This window comes from Exiguobacterium sp. UBA6282 (assembly GCF_002440475.1).
In the GTDB taxonomy this organism is placed as follows: domain Bacteria; phylum Bacillota; class Bacilli; order Exiguobacteriales; family Exiguobacteriaceae; genus Exiguobacterium_A.
This window is the reverse complement of record NZ_DJUM01000013.1, coordinates 16,374-31,629: the sequence shown is the minus strand read 5'-3', so window position 1 is coordinate 31,629 and position 15,256 is coordinate 16,374. Positions and strand designations below refer to the sequence as shown.

General features: G+C 44.6%; 17 protein-coding genes and 1 pseudogene. 7 read left to right on the top strand and 11 right to left on the bottom strand.

Annotation, left to right across the window (positions count from 1 at the left end; all coding sequences use genetic code 11):
* Positions 1 to 327, top strand: a pseudogene (locus B2751_RS03245) (LTA synthase family protein); the annotation flags it as partial.
* Positions 328 to 412: 85 nt separating this feature from the next.
* Here B2751_RS03245 and B2751_RS03240 read toward each other — a convergent pair.
* The 5 genes from B2751_RS03240 to groES all read right to left on the bottom strand — a co-directional run bounded on the left by B2751_RS03240 (position 413) and on the right by groES (position 5,896).
* A complete protein-coding gene (locus B2751_RS03240; protein ID WP_290772761.1) occupies positions 413 to 1,213 on the bottom strand; it encodes a HEAT repeat domain-containing protein in 801 nt (266 codons plus the stop codon).
* Positions 1,214 to 1,393: 180 nt separating this feature from the next.
* A complete protein-coding gene (locus B2751_RS03235; protein WP_290772758.1) occupies positions 1,394 to 2,014 on the bottom strand; it encodes a LysE/ArgO family amino acid transporter in 621 nt (206 codons plus the stop codon).
* Between the two features lie 260 nt (positions 2,015 to 2,274).
* Complete coding sequence (locus tag B2751_RS03230; RefSeq protein WP_290772755.1) at positions 2,275 to 3,555, bottom strand: HNH endonuclease; 1,281 nt, start codon at positions 3,553 to 3,555, stop codon at positions 2,275 to 2,277.
* Between the two features lie 382 nt (positions 3,556 to 3,937).
* Positions 3,938 to 5,578: a chaperonin GroEL gene (gene groL, locus B2751_RS03225; protein ID WP_029342811.1), complete on the bottom strand. Its 1,641-nt coding sequence runs from the start codon at positions 5,576 to 5,578 to the stop codon at positions 3,938 to 3,940.
* Positions 5,579 to 5,611: 33 nt separating this feature from the next.
* Entirely contained in the window at positions 5,612 to 5,896 is a 285-nt protein-coding gene (gene groES, locus B2751_RS03220; protein ID WP_023469587.1) for a co-chaperone GroES, read from the bottom strand.
* A 219-nt stretch (positions 5,897 to 6,115) separates the two neighbouring features.
* Between groES and B2751_RS03215 the strand changes: the two genes are divergently transcribed.
* Both B2751_RS03215 and B2751_RS03210 read left to right on the top strand, forming a co-directional pair.
* Positions 6,116 to 6,808, top strand: coding sequence for a CPBP family intramembrane glutamic endopeptidase (locus B2751_RS03215; RefSeq protein ID WP_058713945.1), 693 nt, complete (start codon positions 6,116 to 6,118; stop codon positions 6,806 to 6,808).
* Positions 6,809 to 6,829: 21 nt separating this feature from the next.
* Positions 6,830 to 7,063 (top strand): DUF4305 domain-containing protein, encoded by a 234-nt coding sequence (locus B2751_RS03210; protein WP_214852032.1) that lies wholly within the window; start codon positions 6,830 to 6,832, stop codon positions 7,061 to 7,063.
* Between the two features lie 41 nt (positions 7,064 to 7,104).
* Here the strand turns inward: B2751_RS03210 and B2751_RS03205 are convergent, their stop codons facing one another.
* The 4 genes from B2751_RS03205 to B2751_RS03190 form a co-directional block, all read right to left on the bottom strand.
* The gene (locus B2751_RS03205) at positions 7,105 to 7,401 is read right to left on the bottom strand and encodes a DUF2089 family protein (RefSeq protein ID WP_214852030.1); all 297 of its coding nucleotides are present in this window, start codon (positions 7,399 to 7,401) and stop codon (positions 7,105 to 7,107) included.
* Between the two features lie 20 nt (positions 7,402 to 7,421).
* The gene (locus tag B2751_RS03200) at positions 7,422 to 7,709 is read right to left on the bottom strand and encodes a hypothetical protein (RefSeq protein ID WP_290772752.1); all 288 of its coding nucleotides are present in this window, start codon (positions 7,707 to 7,709) and stop codon (positions 7,422 to 7,424) included.
* Positions 7,710 to 7,890: 181 nt separating this feature from the next.
* Complete coding sequence (locus B2751_RS03195; protein ID WP_035410792.1) at positions 7,891 to 9,186, bottom strand: cation:dicarboxylate symporter family transporter; 1,296 nt, start codon at positions 9,184 to 9,186, stop codon at positions 7,891 to 7,893.
* Between the two features lie 179 nt (positions 9,187 to 9,365).
* Positions 9,366 to 10,424, bottom strand: coding sequence for an NAD(P)/FAD-dependent oxidoreductase (locus tag B2751_RS03190; protein WP_056064111.1), 1,059 nt, complete (start codon positions 10,422 to 10,424; stop codon positions 9,366 to 9,368).
* 185 nt (positions 10,425 to 10,609) lie between these two features.
* On the opposite strand from B2751_RS03190, the gene B2751_RS03185 reads away from it, so the two are divergent.
* The 4 genes from B2751_RS03185 (at position 10,610) to B2751_RS03170 (ending at position 14,400) form a co-directional block, all read left to right on the top strand.
* Complete coding sequence (locus B2751_RS03185; RefSeq protein WP_214852023.1) at positions 10,610 to 11,401, top strand: ABC transporter ATP-binding protein; 792 nt, start codon at positions 10,610 to 10,612, stop codon at positions 11,399 to 11,401.
* A 3-nt stretch (positions 11,402 to 11,404) separates the two neighbouring features.
* On the top strand, positions 11,405 to 12,316 hold the full coding sequence (locus B2751_RS03180; protein ID WP_035410799.1) for an iron-hydroxamate ABC transporter substrate-binding protein: 912 nt from the start codon (positions 11,405 to 11,407) through the stop codon (positions 12,314 to 12,316).
* A gap of 78 nt (positions 12,317 to 12,394) precedes the next feature.
* On the top strand, positions 12,395 to 13,396 hold the full coding sequence (locus B2751_RS03175; RefSeq protein WP_290772750.1) for a FecCD family ABC transporter permease: 1,002 nt from the start codon (positions 12,395 to 12,397) through the stop codon (positions 13,394 to 13,396).
* Entirely contained in the window at positions 13,396 to 14,400 is a 1,005-nt protein-coding gene (locus B2751_RS03170; protein WP_290756854.1) for a FecCD family ABC transporter permease, read from the top strand. Before B2751_RS03175 ends, B2751_RS03170 begins: the two co-directional genes overlap by 1 nt.
* A gap of 53 nt (positions 14,401 to 14,453) precedes the next feature.
* On the opposite strand, the gene B2751_RS03165 is transcribed toward B2751_RS03170, so the two are convergent.
* Together B2751_RS03165 and B2751_RS03160 are read right to left on the bottom strand one after the other, a co-directional pair.
* Positions 14,454 to 14,921, bottom strand: a complete 468-nt coding sequence (locus B2751_RS03165) for a hypothetical protein (protein WP_290753117.1) — start codon at positions 14,919 to 14,921, stop codon at positions 14,454 to 14,456.
* Positions 14,888 to 15,256: hypothetical protein (locus B2751_RS03160; RefSeq protein WP_290772747.1), on the bottom strand; the 369-nt coding region annotated here is incomplete at its 5' end. The genes B2751_RS03160 and B2751_RS03165, both read right to left, overlap by 34 nt.

Sequence of the window (15,256 nt, the reverse complement as noted above, 5' to 3'; positions counted from 1 at the left end):
CAAACCGGTCGGGTCATGAGAGAGAATGGCGGACAGATTGATATCGCACCAACGATCATTGATTTGTTGAATCTCAAAACATCCTATATGATGGGGCAATCCCTCATCGACGACAAACCGAATCTGACGGGCTTCCGTGATGGTTCGTTCCGCTACAAGGACTATTACTATAAAGCGGATTTGACGAAAGCATCCGGCGAAGGCACCTGTTACGACGTCTCAACGGAAAAGAAAGTTGAGCTGAAGTTCTGTCGAAATCAAGTGAAGGATGTGAGTGAGCAGTTAAAGCTGTCGGATAAGATTATTGAGGAGAATGAGCTGAACTAATCACATCGTGTCTCACTTTCATAATGAATAAGTCTGACTGTTCACTAATGAATGGTCAGGCTTTTTTTGTTTATCGTTAGCCACATCAAGAATAAGTAAAATGATCTTCGAACCATCGCCATTCTTCGTCAAACAAAAGTTCTTTTTTTGTTTGAATGATCCAATGAAATAGTTTAGGAATCGCCTGAGAGGAATGCTGGTATCGATATAAAAATCGAAGAGCGATTATGACTTCATCTGTCTGTATCTGTCGCTTTCGCTTTCGCTTCAATAATATTTGTAAACGTTTGATTACCGGTTCAATCGCTACTTCATCACCATGTCGCTCGATTGCGACTAATGCATATTCCTTAACATTGCCGGATCTATCTTCTAATCCGTTCACAAAAATCGGGAGATGTGATTTATCACCAAGGTTACTTAGTGCAACTAAAGCCGAATGTCTCACATCTCCTCGAGAATGATCCAATAAAGGAGTCAAATAAGGAACGGCTCGCTCTGTTCCAATCGTGGCTAAAACAAAATTAGCATTCATGATATCAAAAGAGTTATTTGATGTCGTAATCAAACGAATTAGCGCATCCTCTGCTATCTCATCTCGACAGGCTCGCAATGCTTGAATCGCAGCTTCTCGAACAGACGACCGAGAATCGTCTATGTATTTTACGATTCGTTCTGTATCAGGAATGCATCGTTGTTTTGCTAGTTCTTCCAAAATGCTTTCAAGAAGACTTGGCTTTGTCTCTTGCTCCAGTTTTTCAAGCAATAACATCCCTGCACGAACATCTCCCGAATTCACACCAATCGTTCCAATCATAAAATAAAGATGTTGTTTTTGTTCTGCTTGTTTCACTTTGTCGATTAAAGTGTTCAATATCGGAAGCATATTCGCGTCCCTAAAATGATGGACTCTTTCATAAGCCAGGTCGGATGGTTAGCCTTCGTTCGTATAGCACTTCACTTCTTCATGATAGAGGTATTCTTCATCAGACATCTGTTCAACTAAATATAAAATCTCATCGTCCTTCATATCTTGTAGTTGCTCCTTAACCATTTAAATATCTATTTAACTTTGTTCTAAAGCAAACTGAATTAATTGATACGATAGCCAGAACATTAAACATCCTATTCCAAAATCTAGTACTTTCCACGCTTTTGGTTGTTTAAAAACAGGAATGAGCCATCTCGATCCATACCCTAAGCCAAAAAACCAGACAAACGAGGCAACTAAGGCTCCAATTAAGAAATTGACTTTTTGATCAAATGTCAAAGTTCCAGCTATACCACCGATGATGACAACCGTATCTAAGTAGACATGTGGATTTAAAAGTGTAATCGCTAATGTGAGTAAGATCGTTTTATGAATAGGCATGATTTTAAAATCTGTTGAAACATCCATTGTATGTGATGACGAAAATGCACTACGAAAAGATTTAAATCCATACAAGAGAAGAAATAGTCCTCCGACAATCGCAAGACCAACATTTGCAAACGTATTATTCTTAATGACGGTACCGATTCCCAGTACGCCCGCACACATCAATAACACATCGCATAAAAAACATACTAGCGCCACCCAGAAAATATTGTTTTTAAGTAAACCTTGTTTAAGGACGAACGCATTTTGAGCGCCGATTGCGACGATGAGTGTACCCGATGTTACTATACCTTTTAAAATTTCATTCACTTGACATCTCCTCTCTCGTTATCTTTATTTCTAAAATGACGAGTACTGTTTATGTAATTCTTTCAACTATTAAGTATACTATCGCAAACAAAAAGTACCGAACCCTACTTACTAGGATTCGGTACTTTTAGATGAAATGTCTTACATTACAAAACCTGTAAGATAGTAAAAAAATTAAGAGTTATCTAAAAAAATGGACCTTTTTATAGCCATCATATAAATTCTTCTTTTTTTGCTATCAAGCATAAGTCTTTAGATTATTATTTATAAAAACTATAAAGCATTTTTAAATCAACCTCAATATTACATTTTTTGAGCCTATCTTTTCTCATAACAAATAACATTTTGAGCAAGTCGATCTTTTCTTTAAATATAGCATGATGAATTCTTTTATGGCATAGAGGACATAAAGAAACAATATTTGCCTCTACGTCTAAGCTATATTCGAATCGATCTTGAAATTCCATAGGTACTAAATGATGAGCTTCCACATAATTTTTTTCAGTTACAGAAGAATTAAAAAATAAGTGATTACTCTTAAATTCACACTTGAATTCAGCCAAAACAATTGCTTTTTTTGAAACACGAGGATTTCTTTGATACTTAACATTTGAAGCATTTTTAAATAAGGTTTCGGTTTTAATATAGGGTCTATCATCTATTACTAACTTAGAATCTACATTGTTATTCTCAACCCGTTTTTGAAAAGATTCTTCATTTCTTTCATCTTTTAGAATATATCTAATATTTTTATTCAATAAAAAGTCTTGGAATAGTTTATATTGTTCAAACTCTAATTTTTGTAACGATTGATTAAATCCTTTAAATCGTGGCCAAATGCTTTTAACCTCTTTATTAGTAAGGGGTATAAAAGTAGCTACTGATTCCGGAATAAATCGATAGAATCCTTTATATCCATAATCATTGATGTTTTCGTAATATGTTTTGCTTTCAAGAATAGCCATAGCGATTATTCGCGCTCTATATTGAAATAAAACGAGCGTTCCTGGATCACTGTCCATACCTTTTTTGAAGTTATAATTTCTATCAGTCAAGCTACTAACGAATCCATTTTGAACTTCTTCTATACTTTTTCCAATAAACTCCGGATCTTTCTCGGACATTGGTAATATTCGAATAGTAGATCGGTCTTTTACTTTTTTAGAAAATGAAAGTAGCTCATACTTTAATATATGTATTTCTGAATTTTTTTTTATTTTTCCGTAAACAAGCATTCTATTTCTTAATTCCTCTAAAAGCTCAGGTTTGTCTTTTTTTATAAACCATTTTCTTAATACAGCTTCTGTTTTTCTCCCGTCAGCACCTGTATCATCTTTATTATTATATTTTTGAGCATTCATTTCTTTGTAACCAATATATTTACTTGGAGCAAACATATTTAACTCAGCAATGTAATACCATTGTCGATAGCGTGAAAGAAATCTTTTTCTTAATTCCTCATTTTCTTTAATATCGTGATTGAATTGAACAACGTTTCTTTTTACTTGTTCAAGGTTATCTACCAATAAAAATTCATTCATCTGTATTCCTCATTTTCATAATAGTTTTACTTTTTCATAGTCTAATCATATTAAAATAACTTTCTTTAAAAACTTATTTTGGATTTTTTATACACTCCTTCAAACTATATGTTTTACATTCTATTTTAATTTTATTTATTCCTTTAAAATCTTATTCTCCATAATTTTTCTCACCCTTAAATTACTACTTACTTTATCTTTATCTATTAGCCATTTTACTTTGCTCAAAGGTAATTTTTTTCAAAAAAAAAAAACAAAAAAAAACCTCCGATGTTAGTACTTTAAAAAAGTGTACTATTCCGAAGGTGTTTTCATATTGTCATAAATTTAAGTTAGTTCAACCTAATAAATCAAAGTTTTATGCTTATTTGGGTAAATGATATTACATCATGCCGCCCATTCCACCCATGCCACCCATATCAGGCATTGCAGGAGCAGATCCAGCTGGTTCTGGTTTATCGGCGATGACGGCTTCCGTCGTCAAGAACATCGCTGAAACGGATGCCGCGTTTTGAAGTGCTGAACGCGTTACTTTCGCTGGGTCGACGATTCCTGTTTCGATCATGTCGACATACTCGTCTGTCGCCGCATTGTAGCCCATTCCTGGTGCTTCATGCTTGAGACGCTCGACGATGACTGAGCCTTCTTGACCTGCGTTTTCCGCAATTTGACGAAGTGGTGCTTCAAGTGCACGAAGAACGATGTTGACACCTGTTGCTTCGTCGCCTGTTGAGACCGACAGAATCGATTCGACAGCTTTCGTGACGTGAATGAGAGCTGTTCCCCCACCTGCTACGATGCCTTCTTCGACTGCTGCGCGTGTCGCGTTAAGTGCATCTTCGATCCGGAGCTTACGTTCTTTGAGCTCAGTCTCGGTTGCTGCTCCGACTTTGACGACCGCTACGCCACCTGCGAGTTTCGCCAGACGCTCTTGTAATTTCTCACGATCGAAGTCGCTTGTCGTCTCTTCGATTTGCGCACGGATCGTACCGACGCGTGCTTCGATCGAATCTCCGTGTCCATGTCCTTCGACGATCGTCGTGTTGTCTTTTGAGACGACGACTTTCGACGCACGACCGAGTTGCGTGATTTGTGTTTCTTTCAGATCAAGACCGAGGTCTTCTGTAATCAATTCTGCGCCTGTGACAATTGAAATGTCCTCAAGCATTGCTTTCCGGCGGTCACCAAAGCCTGGTGCTTTGACTGCTACCGCGTTGAACGTACCACGGAGTTTGTTGACGACGAGTGTCGCAAGTGCTTCGCCTTCGACGTCTTCTGCGATGATGAGGAGTGGTTTGTTTTGTTGAACGACTTGCTCGAGGACTGGAAGAATCTCTTGGATGTTCGAGATTTTTTTGTCCGTGACAAGGATGTACGGGTTCTCAAGGACCGCTTCCATCTTGTCTGAATCCGTGATCATGTATGGTGACGCGTAACCACGGTCGAACTGCATTCCTTCAACGACGTCGAGTTCTGTCGTGAAGCCACGTGATTCTTCGATCGTGATGACACCATCTTGACCGACACGTTCCATTGCTTCTGCGATCAATTGACCAACTTCTTCGTCCGCTGCTGAGATCGCTGCGACTTGGGCGATCGCTTCTTTACCTTCAATTGGTTTTGCAATCGTGTGCAACTCTTCGACAGCACGACGGACCGCTTTTTCGATTCCTTTACGGATGACCATCGGGTTTGCACCCGCTGTGACGTTTTTGAGACCTTCCCGAATCATCGCTTGTGCGAGGACTGTCGCTGTTGTCGTACCATCCCCTGCGATCTCATTCGTTTTCGAGGCAACTTCTGCGACGAGTTTTGCACCCATGTTCTCGAAGTGATCTTCGAGTTCGATTTCTTTCGCGATCGTCACACCATCATTCGTGATGAGTGGTGAACCGAACTTCCGCTCAAGGACGACGTTGCGTCCTTTTGGTCCGATCGTGACTTTGACTGCATCCGCTAATGCGTCGACCCCGCGGAGCATTGCCCGACGTGCTTCTTCACTGAATAAAATCTCTTTTGCCATGACTGAAATCCCCCTTATAGATGATTGACTGAATTACTCGGCTACTGCCAAAATATCGCTTTCGCGTAAAATTAAGTATTCATTGCCGTCGACTTTGACTTCCGAACCGGCATATTGTGCATAGATGACGTGATCTCCGACACTCACTTCAAGTGGTACACGTACGCCTTGCTCTGTCACACGGCCAGTACCGACAGCGACGACTTTACCCTCTTGTGGTTTTTCTTTCGCTGACCCAGGAAGAACGATTCCTCCGAGTGTTGTTTCTTCTTTTTTAACGACTTCGATCACGATGCGATCACCAAGTGGTTTTAACATGCGAAACATCCTCCTTGAAAATGATTGTTTTTAGCACTCACTTTCGTTGAGTGCTAACATATTTTTATCTTATACGCTTTCTCTCCTGAATTCAAGCCTGAACCTTTATCCGTTTTCCCGAAATCGACACCTTTGAATCATCGTCAATCGTGCGCCAAGACCGTTTGTTTGTTACAATCGGGACAGTACCTTCATTACAAAGGAGTTGTGTCCTGTACGATGAAAAATCCAATCAGTCTGCCTTTTCTGATGGCGGAGAAGTGGCAAAAGCGTCACGTCATCCCGATCATCATCTATCTGATCGTCCAATTGGTTCCGGGTTCGTTCCAGTATTTCCTTCCGAAGAACGTCATTGCTGACGTCGCCGGTTGGTGGCTCGCGATCGGCTTCACGGTCGCCGTCATCGTCTCCTACTACTGTCTGCGTCCTGATTGGCAGAAATGGAAGGCAGAAGGACGTCAAACCGATCCGATGGATACACTAAAATGGATCGGGATCGGGATTGCGCTTTTGTATGCACTCTTGATCAGTGTTAATTTGATCGATGCCTGGATGGCAGGCGGGATCGAAAATGTCGCGAAATCGCAAAATACGGATCAAATCATTCAAGCGATTCAAGTCATCCCGCTCCTGCAAGTCATGGTCGTCTTGCTTGGACCGATCATGGAAGAGTTCTTGTTCCGGCACATCATGTTCGGAAATCTCTCATCGAAGCTCGGTTTCTTCTTTAGCTTCATCCTGACGGGTGGCTTATTTGCCCTGATCCACCAAGACAACAAATTTTTAATCTATGTCGCGATGAGTTTCGTCTTCTCACTCGTCTTCGTCAAGACGCGCCGGATCCTTGCTCCGATCGCCATTCATGTCTTTAACAACGGAATCGTCGTACTCGCCATCTACGCGATGTCTTAATTTACGAAAGGTCGTGTTTTCATGCGTCAAAGCTCGAACTTCATGGCATTGTTCTATGCCATCTTTGGTGTTCTTTTCATGTTTCTTGCCTACAACAACTCAGTCGAGGCAGGAACGGTCTTCAACTTCTGGACGATCCTCCTGACCTTGTTCGCCGCAATCGACTTCTATCGTCTTTACTTGATCTTCCGCTTCCGCTCAGCAGCAAAGAAGATGATCAAGAAGGAACAGGATAAAAAGAACGATAAACAATAAAAAAACGAGATTTCCGTCAGGCGGGAATCTCGTTTTTTGGCTTATTCTTTCGCTTGACCCTTGCGGTAAGAATCGATGATCGTTTTCGCCACATCAAGACTCAACCGTTCATCTAAGACCAAGTTCTTGATCATATTGATGAATTCGACATCTTCCTGTTGCACCGAATCAATCCGCTCAATCAACTGGTTCAACTTCGCCCGGACAGTCGGATAGGATACTTGATAGGCAGCTGCCATATCCTTCAACGAACCGGAGCTCAAGACGAACTTCCGGATGAACTCGAGATGCTCCTGTTCAAGTGCCAGTACCCAAGCGGGCACGTCTTGTCGTTCCATCGTATTCCCTCACTTTTCTCTTACAAATCTTGAATCTCCATCCGCTCTTTTTCACGCTGCAATTGCTTACGGCGCGAGTCGACACCCATCTCAGCCATTGAGATCATCATAGACAATCCAACACATGTACCGATTCGGATCAATGACTCACGATCCGACGTGTGTGGTCCTGTTCCGAAATACCAGTAAATTCCGAGACCAATGACGATCGCTGGAATGATGAAACTAAAGACTCTTCTGCGCCGCGCTAAGTAAAATTGTACGATACAGACTGTGACAATACCAATGACGATTCCTACCGTTTCCATCCTATCGCCTCTCCCCTGTGATTATATAAATAATATTAAATATAAAATAAATAATATTCAATATAATTTTAACTACAATCAAAAATAAGAGGTTTTCTTTAAAAACAATCGACTTTAATCTATTTTCAGAGACAAAAAAAGAAAGGACTGACGATTCAGTCCTTCCCCATACTTACGACAATCACGCACTGCGGATGTCGTCTTTCTTATTTTCTGTCGACATGAACGTATCGAGTTGGTCTTCATCAAGAACACCTTCCCACTTCGCGATGACGAGTGAAGCGAGCGTGTTTCCTGTAACGTTGACGACGGAACGCATCATATCCATGATTCGGTCAATCCCCGCGATGAAGGCAAGTCCTTCCGCCGGGATACCGACCGTACCGAGTGTTGCGAGCAATACGACGAACGAAACGCCTGGAACGGCAGCCATTCCTTTTGATGTCAGCATCAAGACGAAGACAAGTGTAATCTGCGTCCCGATCGAGAGGTCGATCCCGTACATCTGTGCGATGAACAAGGCAGCAAGTGCTTGATAGAGTGCTGATCCATCGAGGTTAAACGAATAACCCGTCGGTACGACGAAGCTGACGATTGATTTCGGCACGCCCATCTTCTCGAGTTTTTCCATGATCCGTGGAAGAACCGTTTCTGAAGAGGCTGTCGAATACGTCAAGAGCAATTCATCCTTGAAGACGCGGACGAAGTCCGAGACCCGAACACCAACCCACTTCATGATGCCGCCGAAGACGATGATCATGAAGAGAAGCGCTGTGACATACAATGTCGCGATAAGCTTGAATAACGAACCAAGCGAGTCAATCCCGAACGTCGAGACCGTCACACCAATCAAGGCGAAGACACCGATTGGTGCGAACTTCATGACGATGTTGACGAGATTGAACATTGCTGCTGCGACACCTTCGAAGAAACGAATGACCGGTTGACCCTTCTCTCCTGCAAAACCGACACCGAGTCCGAATAAGACTGAGAAGAAAATAATAGCGAGCATATCACCGCGAACCATCGCATCGAGAATGTTCGTCGGTACGATATTGACGATTTTTTCGACGAGTCCTTCGTCTTTTGTCGTCTCTTCCGTTGCGACATATGATGAGATATCCGTTTTATCCAGTGTCGACATATTAATGCCAGCACCTGGTTCAATCAGATTGGCTGCAAATAGCCCCGTGAAGATGGCGATCATCGTCACGATCGTGAAGTAACCCAGTGTTTTGACGCCGAGACGTCCGAGACTCTTCGGACTACCGACCGATGAGACACCGAGGACGATCGTCGTAAAGACGATTGGGACGACGATCATTTTCATCATCCGGATAAAGATATCACCGATTGGCTTGAGCCACTCCGCGACATGGGGATTCCCATAAAATACACCACCGACTGTGATCCCGAGAATCAAGCCGATTAAAATCTGCCAGGCAAGGCCAATGGGCTTACGTTTCGTAGTTGTCATACGCTTCCTCCTTATACATCCGTCTTACTTGTATCCTACATGTAGTGGAACATAAATAGAATTTTGTCCTAAATACAGCACATTGTCAAATCCATCTGTTATAGTACAAAACCGAATTCTGTACGAAAAAACGTCCAAAATCCGCTTGTTTTCAAGCATTTTGGACGTTTTCATAATTTTTAAGATTGTTGATTAACGCGTTCCTCAATCAACGCACGATTGCGTTTTTTGAAGACCTCATTGTGTGACGACACCATCGCCACTTTTGGCGCTTCCGGCTCAATGAAGCGTTTCGCCCGGTTGACGGCGTTTGCCGCATCTTGGAACGCACCCGAGATCAAATGGACCTTCCCGTCGTGCGAAAGAATATCTCCTGCTGCATATAGTCCCGGTACACTCGATTCACTCGCGGCATTCCCGGCGATGTAGAAGTCATCGACCCGTGCAATATCGAGGTCACACGCGTCAAGTAGCGCCGCATCTTGTTCATACCCATGATTAATGATGACTTCATCAATTGGAATCTCGACGACCTCATCTGTTTGACAGTCGATCAATTCAACCGACGCGATCCGTTGGTGATCGGGACTGGCGATTAATTTGTGAATCGTCGTATTGAGAAGGCAGACCGCCGAACTTTTGACAAGTTGATCAACTTGCGCCTCGTGCCCTGAAAAACAATCTCGCCGATACGTGACGTAGACCTTTTTCGCGACCGGTTCGAGTTCGTTTGCCCAATCGATCGCTGAGTTCCCACCACCTGAGACGATGACGGTCTTTCCTTTAAAGCGTTCAATCGATTTAACCGTATAGTTCAAGTTTGACACTTCGAAACGTTCCGCGCCTTCGACTTTTAATTTTTGTGGATTGAGGATGCCACCGCCGACCGCGACGATGACCGTCTTCGAATAATGAATCTGCCCCGATTCCGCTTCTAAGACGAAGTTACCGAAGACGTCTTTTGCGATCGAGATGATCTTTTCATTCAATTGAACAGTCGGTTGAAATGTCAGTCCTTGTTCGACGAGTTGAGCCATGAGTTTTTCACCAGTGATCGGCGGCTGTCCACCGACGTCCCAGATCATCTTTTCCGGATAGACGTGCAGTTTTCCTCCGAGTTCTGCTTGATACTCGATCAATTTCGTCTTCATACCTCGAAGACCACTATAGAACGTCGAATATAACCCTGCTGGTCCTCCACCGATGATCGTTACGTCGAACAACTCCTGTTCCCTCATCTCACTCACTCCTCATCCTTGATTGTTATTGATTATCATTCTCACTCTCTCATGATAACGTGAACATCTCTTGAACACAAGAAAAAATGTTGACAGCGTTTTTATGAGACTGGTATGGTTAATGAGACGATAGTGATAATCATTATCATTGAAAAATGGAGAGAACAACGAAGGAGTCGTCGCGTATGGTACGTCTAGCAACAGAAGAAATCAATATCGGCTACGGTGATCGTCCCATCGTCAAAGACTTGTCCGTCCAAATTCCCGATCGTCAAATCACAACGATCATTGGCGCGAACGGATGCGGCAAATCAACTTTGCTGAAAGCGATGACACGGATCATTCCCCATCAATCGGGACGTGCGTTGCTCGATGGTCTTGATATCGCGAAGGAAAGCACGAAGCTGCTTGCTCGGAAGATGGCTATCCTGCCACAAACTCCGGAAAGTGCAAGCGGTCTAACGGTCGCAGAGCTCGTCTCATACGGTCGTTTTCCTTATCAAAAAGGATTCGGACGCTTGACGAAACACGATTATGAAATCATCGATTGGGCACTCGAAGCAACGGATACGATGGCGTTCAAACATCGTCCGGTCGATGCGCTGTCCGGTGGTCAACGTCAACGGGTCTGGATTGCGATGGCACTCGCCCAAGAGACGGATATCATCTTTCTCGATGAACCGACGACTTATCTTGATCTCGCTCACCAACTCGAGGTGCTCGAACTGCTCGAATATCTCAACCGGACCGAAGGACGGACGATCGTCATGGTCCTGCATGACTTGAATCAAGCGGCACGCTTCGCCGACTATATCATCGCCATGAAAAACGGCGAAGTCGTCAAAGCCGGAACGTGTGAGGAAGTCATCGCAAAAGATGTCTTACAAGAAGTATTCCATATCGATGCTGAAATCGGACGCGATCCGCGGACGAACAAGCCGATGTGTATCACCTACAACTTAATTAAGGGAGATTAAATCATGAAGAAACTACTTGTACCGGTTCTACTTATTCTCACGCTCGTCATCGCAGCGTGTGGCAATACGGAGAAAAAAGACGACGCAGCATCTGGTTCGAAAAACGAAACGATCACATACAAATCTGAGAATGGAAACATTAAAGTTCCAGCTCATCCAAAACGTGTCGTTGTCCTCGCTGGTTTTGCCGGCAACGTCATGGCACTTGGCGTTCCTGTCGTTGGTGTTGATTCGTGGTCAAAAGCGAATCCGAAGTTCGATAAACTAAAAGATGTCACGGAAGTTTCGGAAGAGAACGTTGAAAAAATCATCGAACTCGATCCTGACTTGATCATCGGCTACTCGACAACGAAAAACCTCGACAAAATCAAAAAAATCGCTCCGACGGTCACGTACACATACGGAAAAGTCGACTACTTGACGCAACATATCGAAATCGGTAAATTGCTCAACAAAGAACAGGAAGCACGCGATTGGGTCAAAGACTTCAAAACACGTGCCGCTGCTGCCGGTAAAGACATCAAAGCAAAAATCGGTGAAGATGCTACTGTTTCTGTCATCGAAAGTTTCGATAAACAACTCTACGTCTTCGGCAACAACTGGGGTCGTGGAACAGAGATTCTCTATCAAGAAATGAAATTAAAAATGCCGGATAAAGTCACGAAGATGGCATTAAAAGATGGTTACTATGCGTTGTCACCAGAAGTCCTCCCTGAATATGCAGGCGACTACCTCGTCTTCAGCAAGAGCGCAGAAGCGGACAACTCATTCACGAAAACGGATACGTTTAAAAACATTCCAGCCGTCAAAAACGATCATGTCTTCGAAGTCGATTCGAAGGAGTTCTACTTCAATGATCCTCTCACACTCGAACGTCAACTCGAGTTCTTCAAGAAAAGTTTCCTTGGTGCATAATAAATAAGGGAGGGAACCTGCGGGATCCCTTCCTTTTTTTGCGGCTCACTCCCTGAATCAGAAATGGAGGCGACATTCATGTCAGCTGGTCGAATTCCGTTCGGCATAAAAATCACACTCGGTCTTGTCCTCTTTTTCGGGATGTTCTGGATCGCGATGACGTTCGGCGCTGCCGATACGACGATCCGCGAAGTCTGGAACGCCTTGACGTTCGGACCGTTGAATGAAAAAGCAAAAATTGTCCAGGAAACCCGCCTGCCACGGGAATTAGCAGCAATCCTCGTCGGAGCGGCACTCGGTGTCTCTGGTGCCATCATGCAGGCGATGACACGCAATCCCCTCGCCGATCCTGGTCTGCTCGGTCTGACGGCGGGTGCGAACGCAGCACTTGCACTCGTCATCGTCCTGTTCCCGAAAATTGAGTACTTCGGTATCATGATTGCTTGTTTCTTCGGAGCAGCACTTGGGGCAGCACTTGTCTTTGGAATCGGTGCTTCGAAAAAAGGTGGTTTTTCGCCACTCCGGATCGTCCTTGCCGGTTCTGCAATCTCAGCCTTTCTGTATGCGATTGCGGAAGGCATCGGCATCTACTTCAAGATCGCTCAAGATGTCTCACAATGGACGTCCGGTGGACTCGTCGGGTCGACATGGGGACAACTGCAAGTCATCACTCCGGTCATCGCGATCGGGATTGTGATTGCCTTCATCTTCTCCCGACAATTGACGATTCTCAGTCTATCGGAAGAAGTCGCGCTCGGACTCGGGCAAAACATCCAGCGGATCAAAGCAGTACTTTATGTTGTCGTCATTCTGCTTGCAGGTGCTGCTGTTGCACTCGTCGGTAACATGGCGTTCATCGGGCTGATGATTCCACATATCGTCCGCGCGGTCGTCGGGACGGACTATCGGTTCATCCTGCCAATGACCGCGATCTTTGGTGCGACGTTCATGTTACTTGCCGATACGATCGGTCGGACATTGTATGCTCCCTACGAGACTCCGGTCATCGCGATCGTCTCAATGCTCGGACTACCATTCTTCCTCTTGATCGTTCGGAAAGGAGGGCGTGCTTTCTCATGATGGAATCTCGTTTACGTCGTCGCCAGCAACTGACGTTTTGGACGTTACTGGCACTATTGATCGCAACACTCGTCGTCAGCATCGGTCTCGGACCTGCTTCCCTATCCTATGATCGTTTGTTGCCGACGTTACTTGGGAACGGCTCGTTCAAAGAGGAGTTCGTCCTCTATTCGCTCCGCTTACCACGACTGCTCATCACCGTCATGGCAGGAATGGCACTCGCTTTATCCGGTTCGATCCTCCAAGGGATCACGCGCAATGAACTCGCTGATCCTGGTATCATCGGCATCAATACCGGAGCTGGTGTCGCCGTCGCCTTGTTTTTCCTGTACTTCCCGGTCGATGTCGGATCATTCATTTATCTGTTACCGATCGCTGCCTTTCTCGGTGCACTCGTGACCGCGACGGCGATTTATCTATTCTCATACGATCGTGTGCAAGGACTGCAACCGATTCGCTTGATTTTGACTGGTGTTGGCTTCTCGATGGCGCTCTCCGGAATCATGGTCATTCTGATTTCGTCGACGCGTCGTGAAAAGGTCGACTTCATCGCTAAGTGGCTCGCTGGTAACATCTGGGGGACGGACTGGATCTTCGTCTACTCACTCTTACCGTGGTTACTCGTCTTGATTCCGCTGACGTTCTATAAGGCGAATAAACTCAATCTCCTTGCCTTGAATGAACCAGTCGCAATCGGTGTCGGCGTCGCGATTGAAAAAGAACGGATCCAACTCTTGTTGACAGCCGTCGCACTTGCCGCTGCTGCCGTCTCCGTCACGGGTGGAATTTCCTTCATCGGTCTGATGGCGCCACATATCGCCCGCGCGCTCGTTGGACCACGGCATCAGTTCTTCTTGCCGATTGCCCTCTTGCTCGGCGGATGGTTGCTTGCGTTCGCTGATACGATCGGACGCAACATTGCGGGACCGGACGGCGTGCCAGCTGGGATCGTCGTCGCCTTGATCGGGGCACCTTATTTTATCTATCTCTTGTTGAAGAAATAATCAAAAATCCGCATCAAACAGCGTCTTTCGCTGATTGATGCGGATTTTTTGCTTTACCGTTTCCACCACGCACGTTCGATTTCCCCCATCGAGACGTAGGCTGGATCGATTTGTTTGGCTAACCGATTCATTCGAGTGACACCAAGACTAAACCCACCAATCCAAAAGAGGAAGACGACGAATAAATAACCAGGAGCACTTGGAATCGACAGCATGACGACGGCGATCAGCCATGCAACGACATACCCGATGATTGTCAGACGAGCGACCTTTTGAACGGTTTGTTGATACATAGTTGGTGTTAAATATGACTTCATGAGCCGTAGACGGACAATTTCTCGAGAGACTGCTGTCGCGCAAAGACAAAAGAGCATGATCTGAAGAAAAACGGATGTAATTGTCGGCATAAACCAAGCAGGTACCGCAAAAATCAATCCAGGGACCAAAAAGAAATAGGCGACGGAACGCACAGGACGTACCAATAGGTTCAGACGTGCTTGTCGCTCGAATAGGTGTTCCATTGCGATGTTCCTTTCTGTCTGACGAAGCGGGCAACTTCAACGTCGCTGATATAATCTGGATCACGCTTTCCGTCACGTCGGATGATCCATTCGCTGATGAAATAAAGTGGTGTTAAAATCGCAAAAATTGCTAGAAGCATCTGCCAGAACGGTCTCTCGATCGTCTGGGTGATGACGACCGTCAAGACGGCGTACAGCAGGACGTGACTACCAATGCGGAGTAAAAATTGCCGACGAATCTGTGCTTTTGAGATGTAGCCGTCTAAAATTTTTCGTTTTTTTAGTTGGTAGCGAAAATCGGAGGCGAGAAAAACGGCTGGAATCGTCAAAATCAA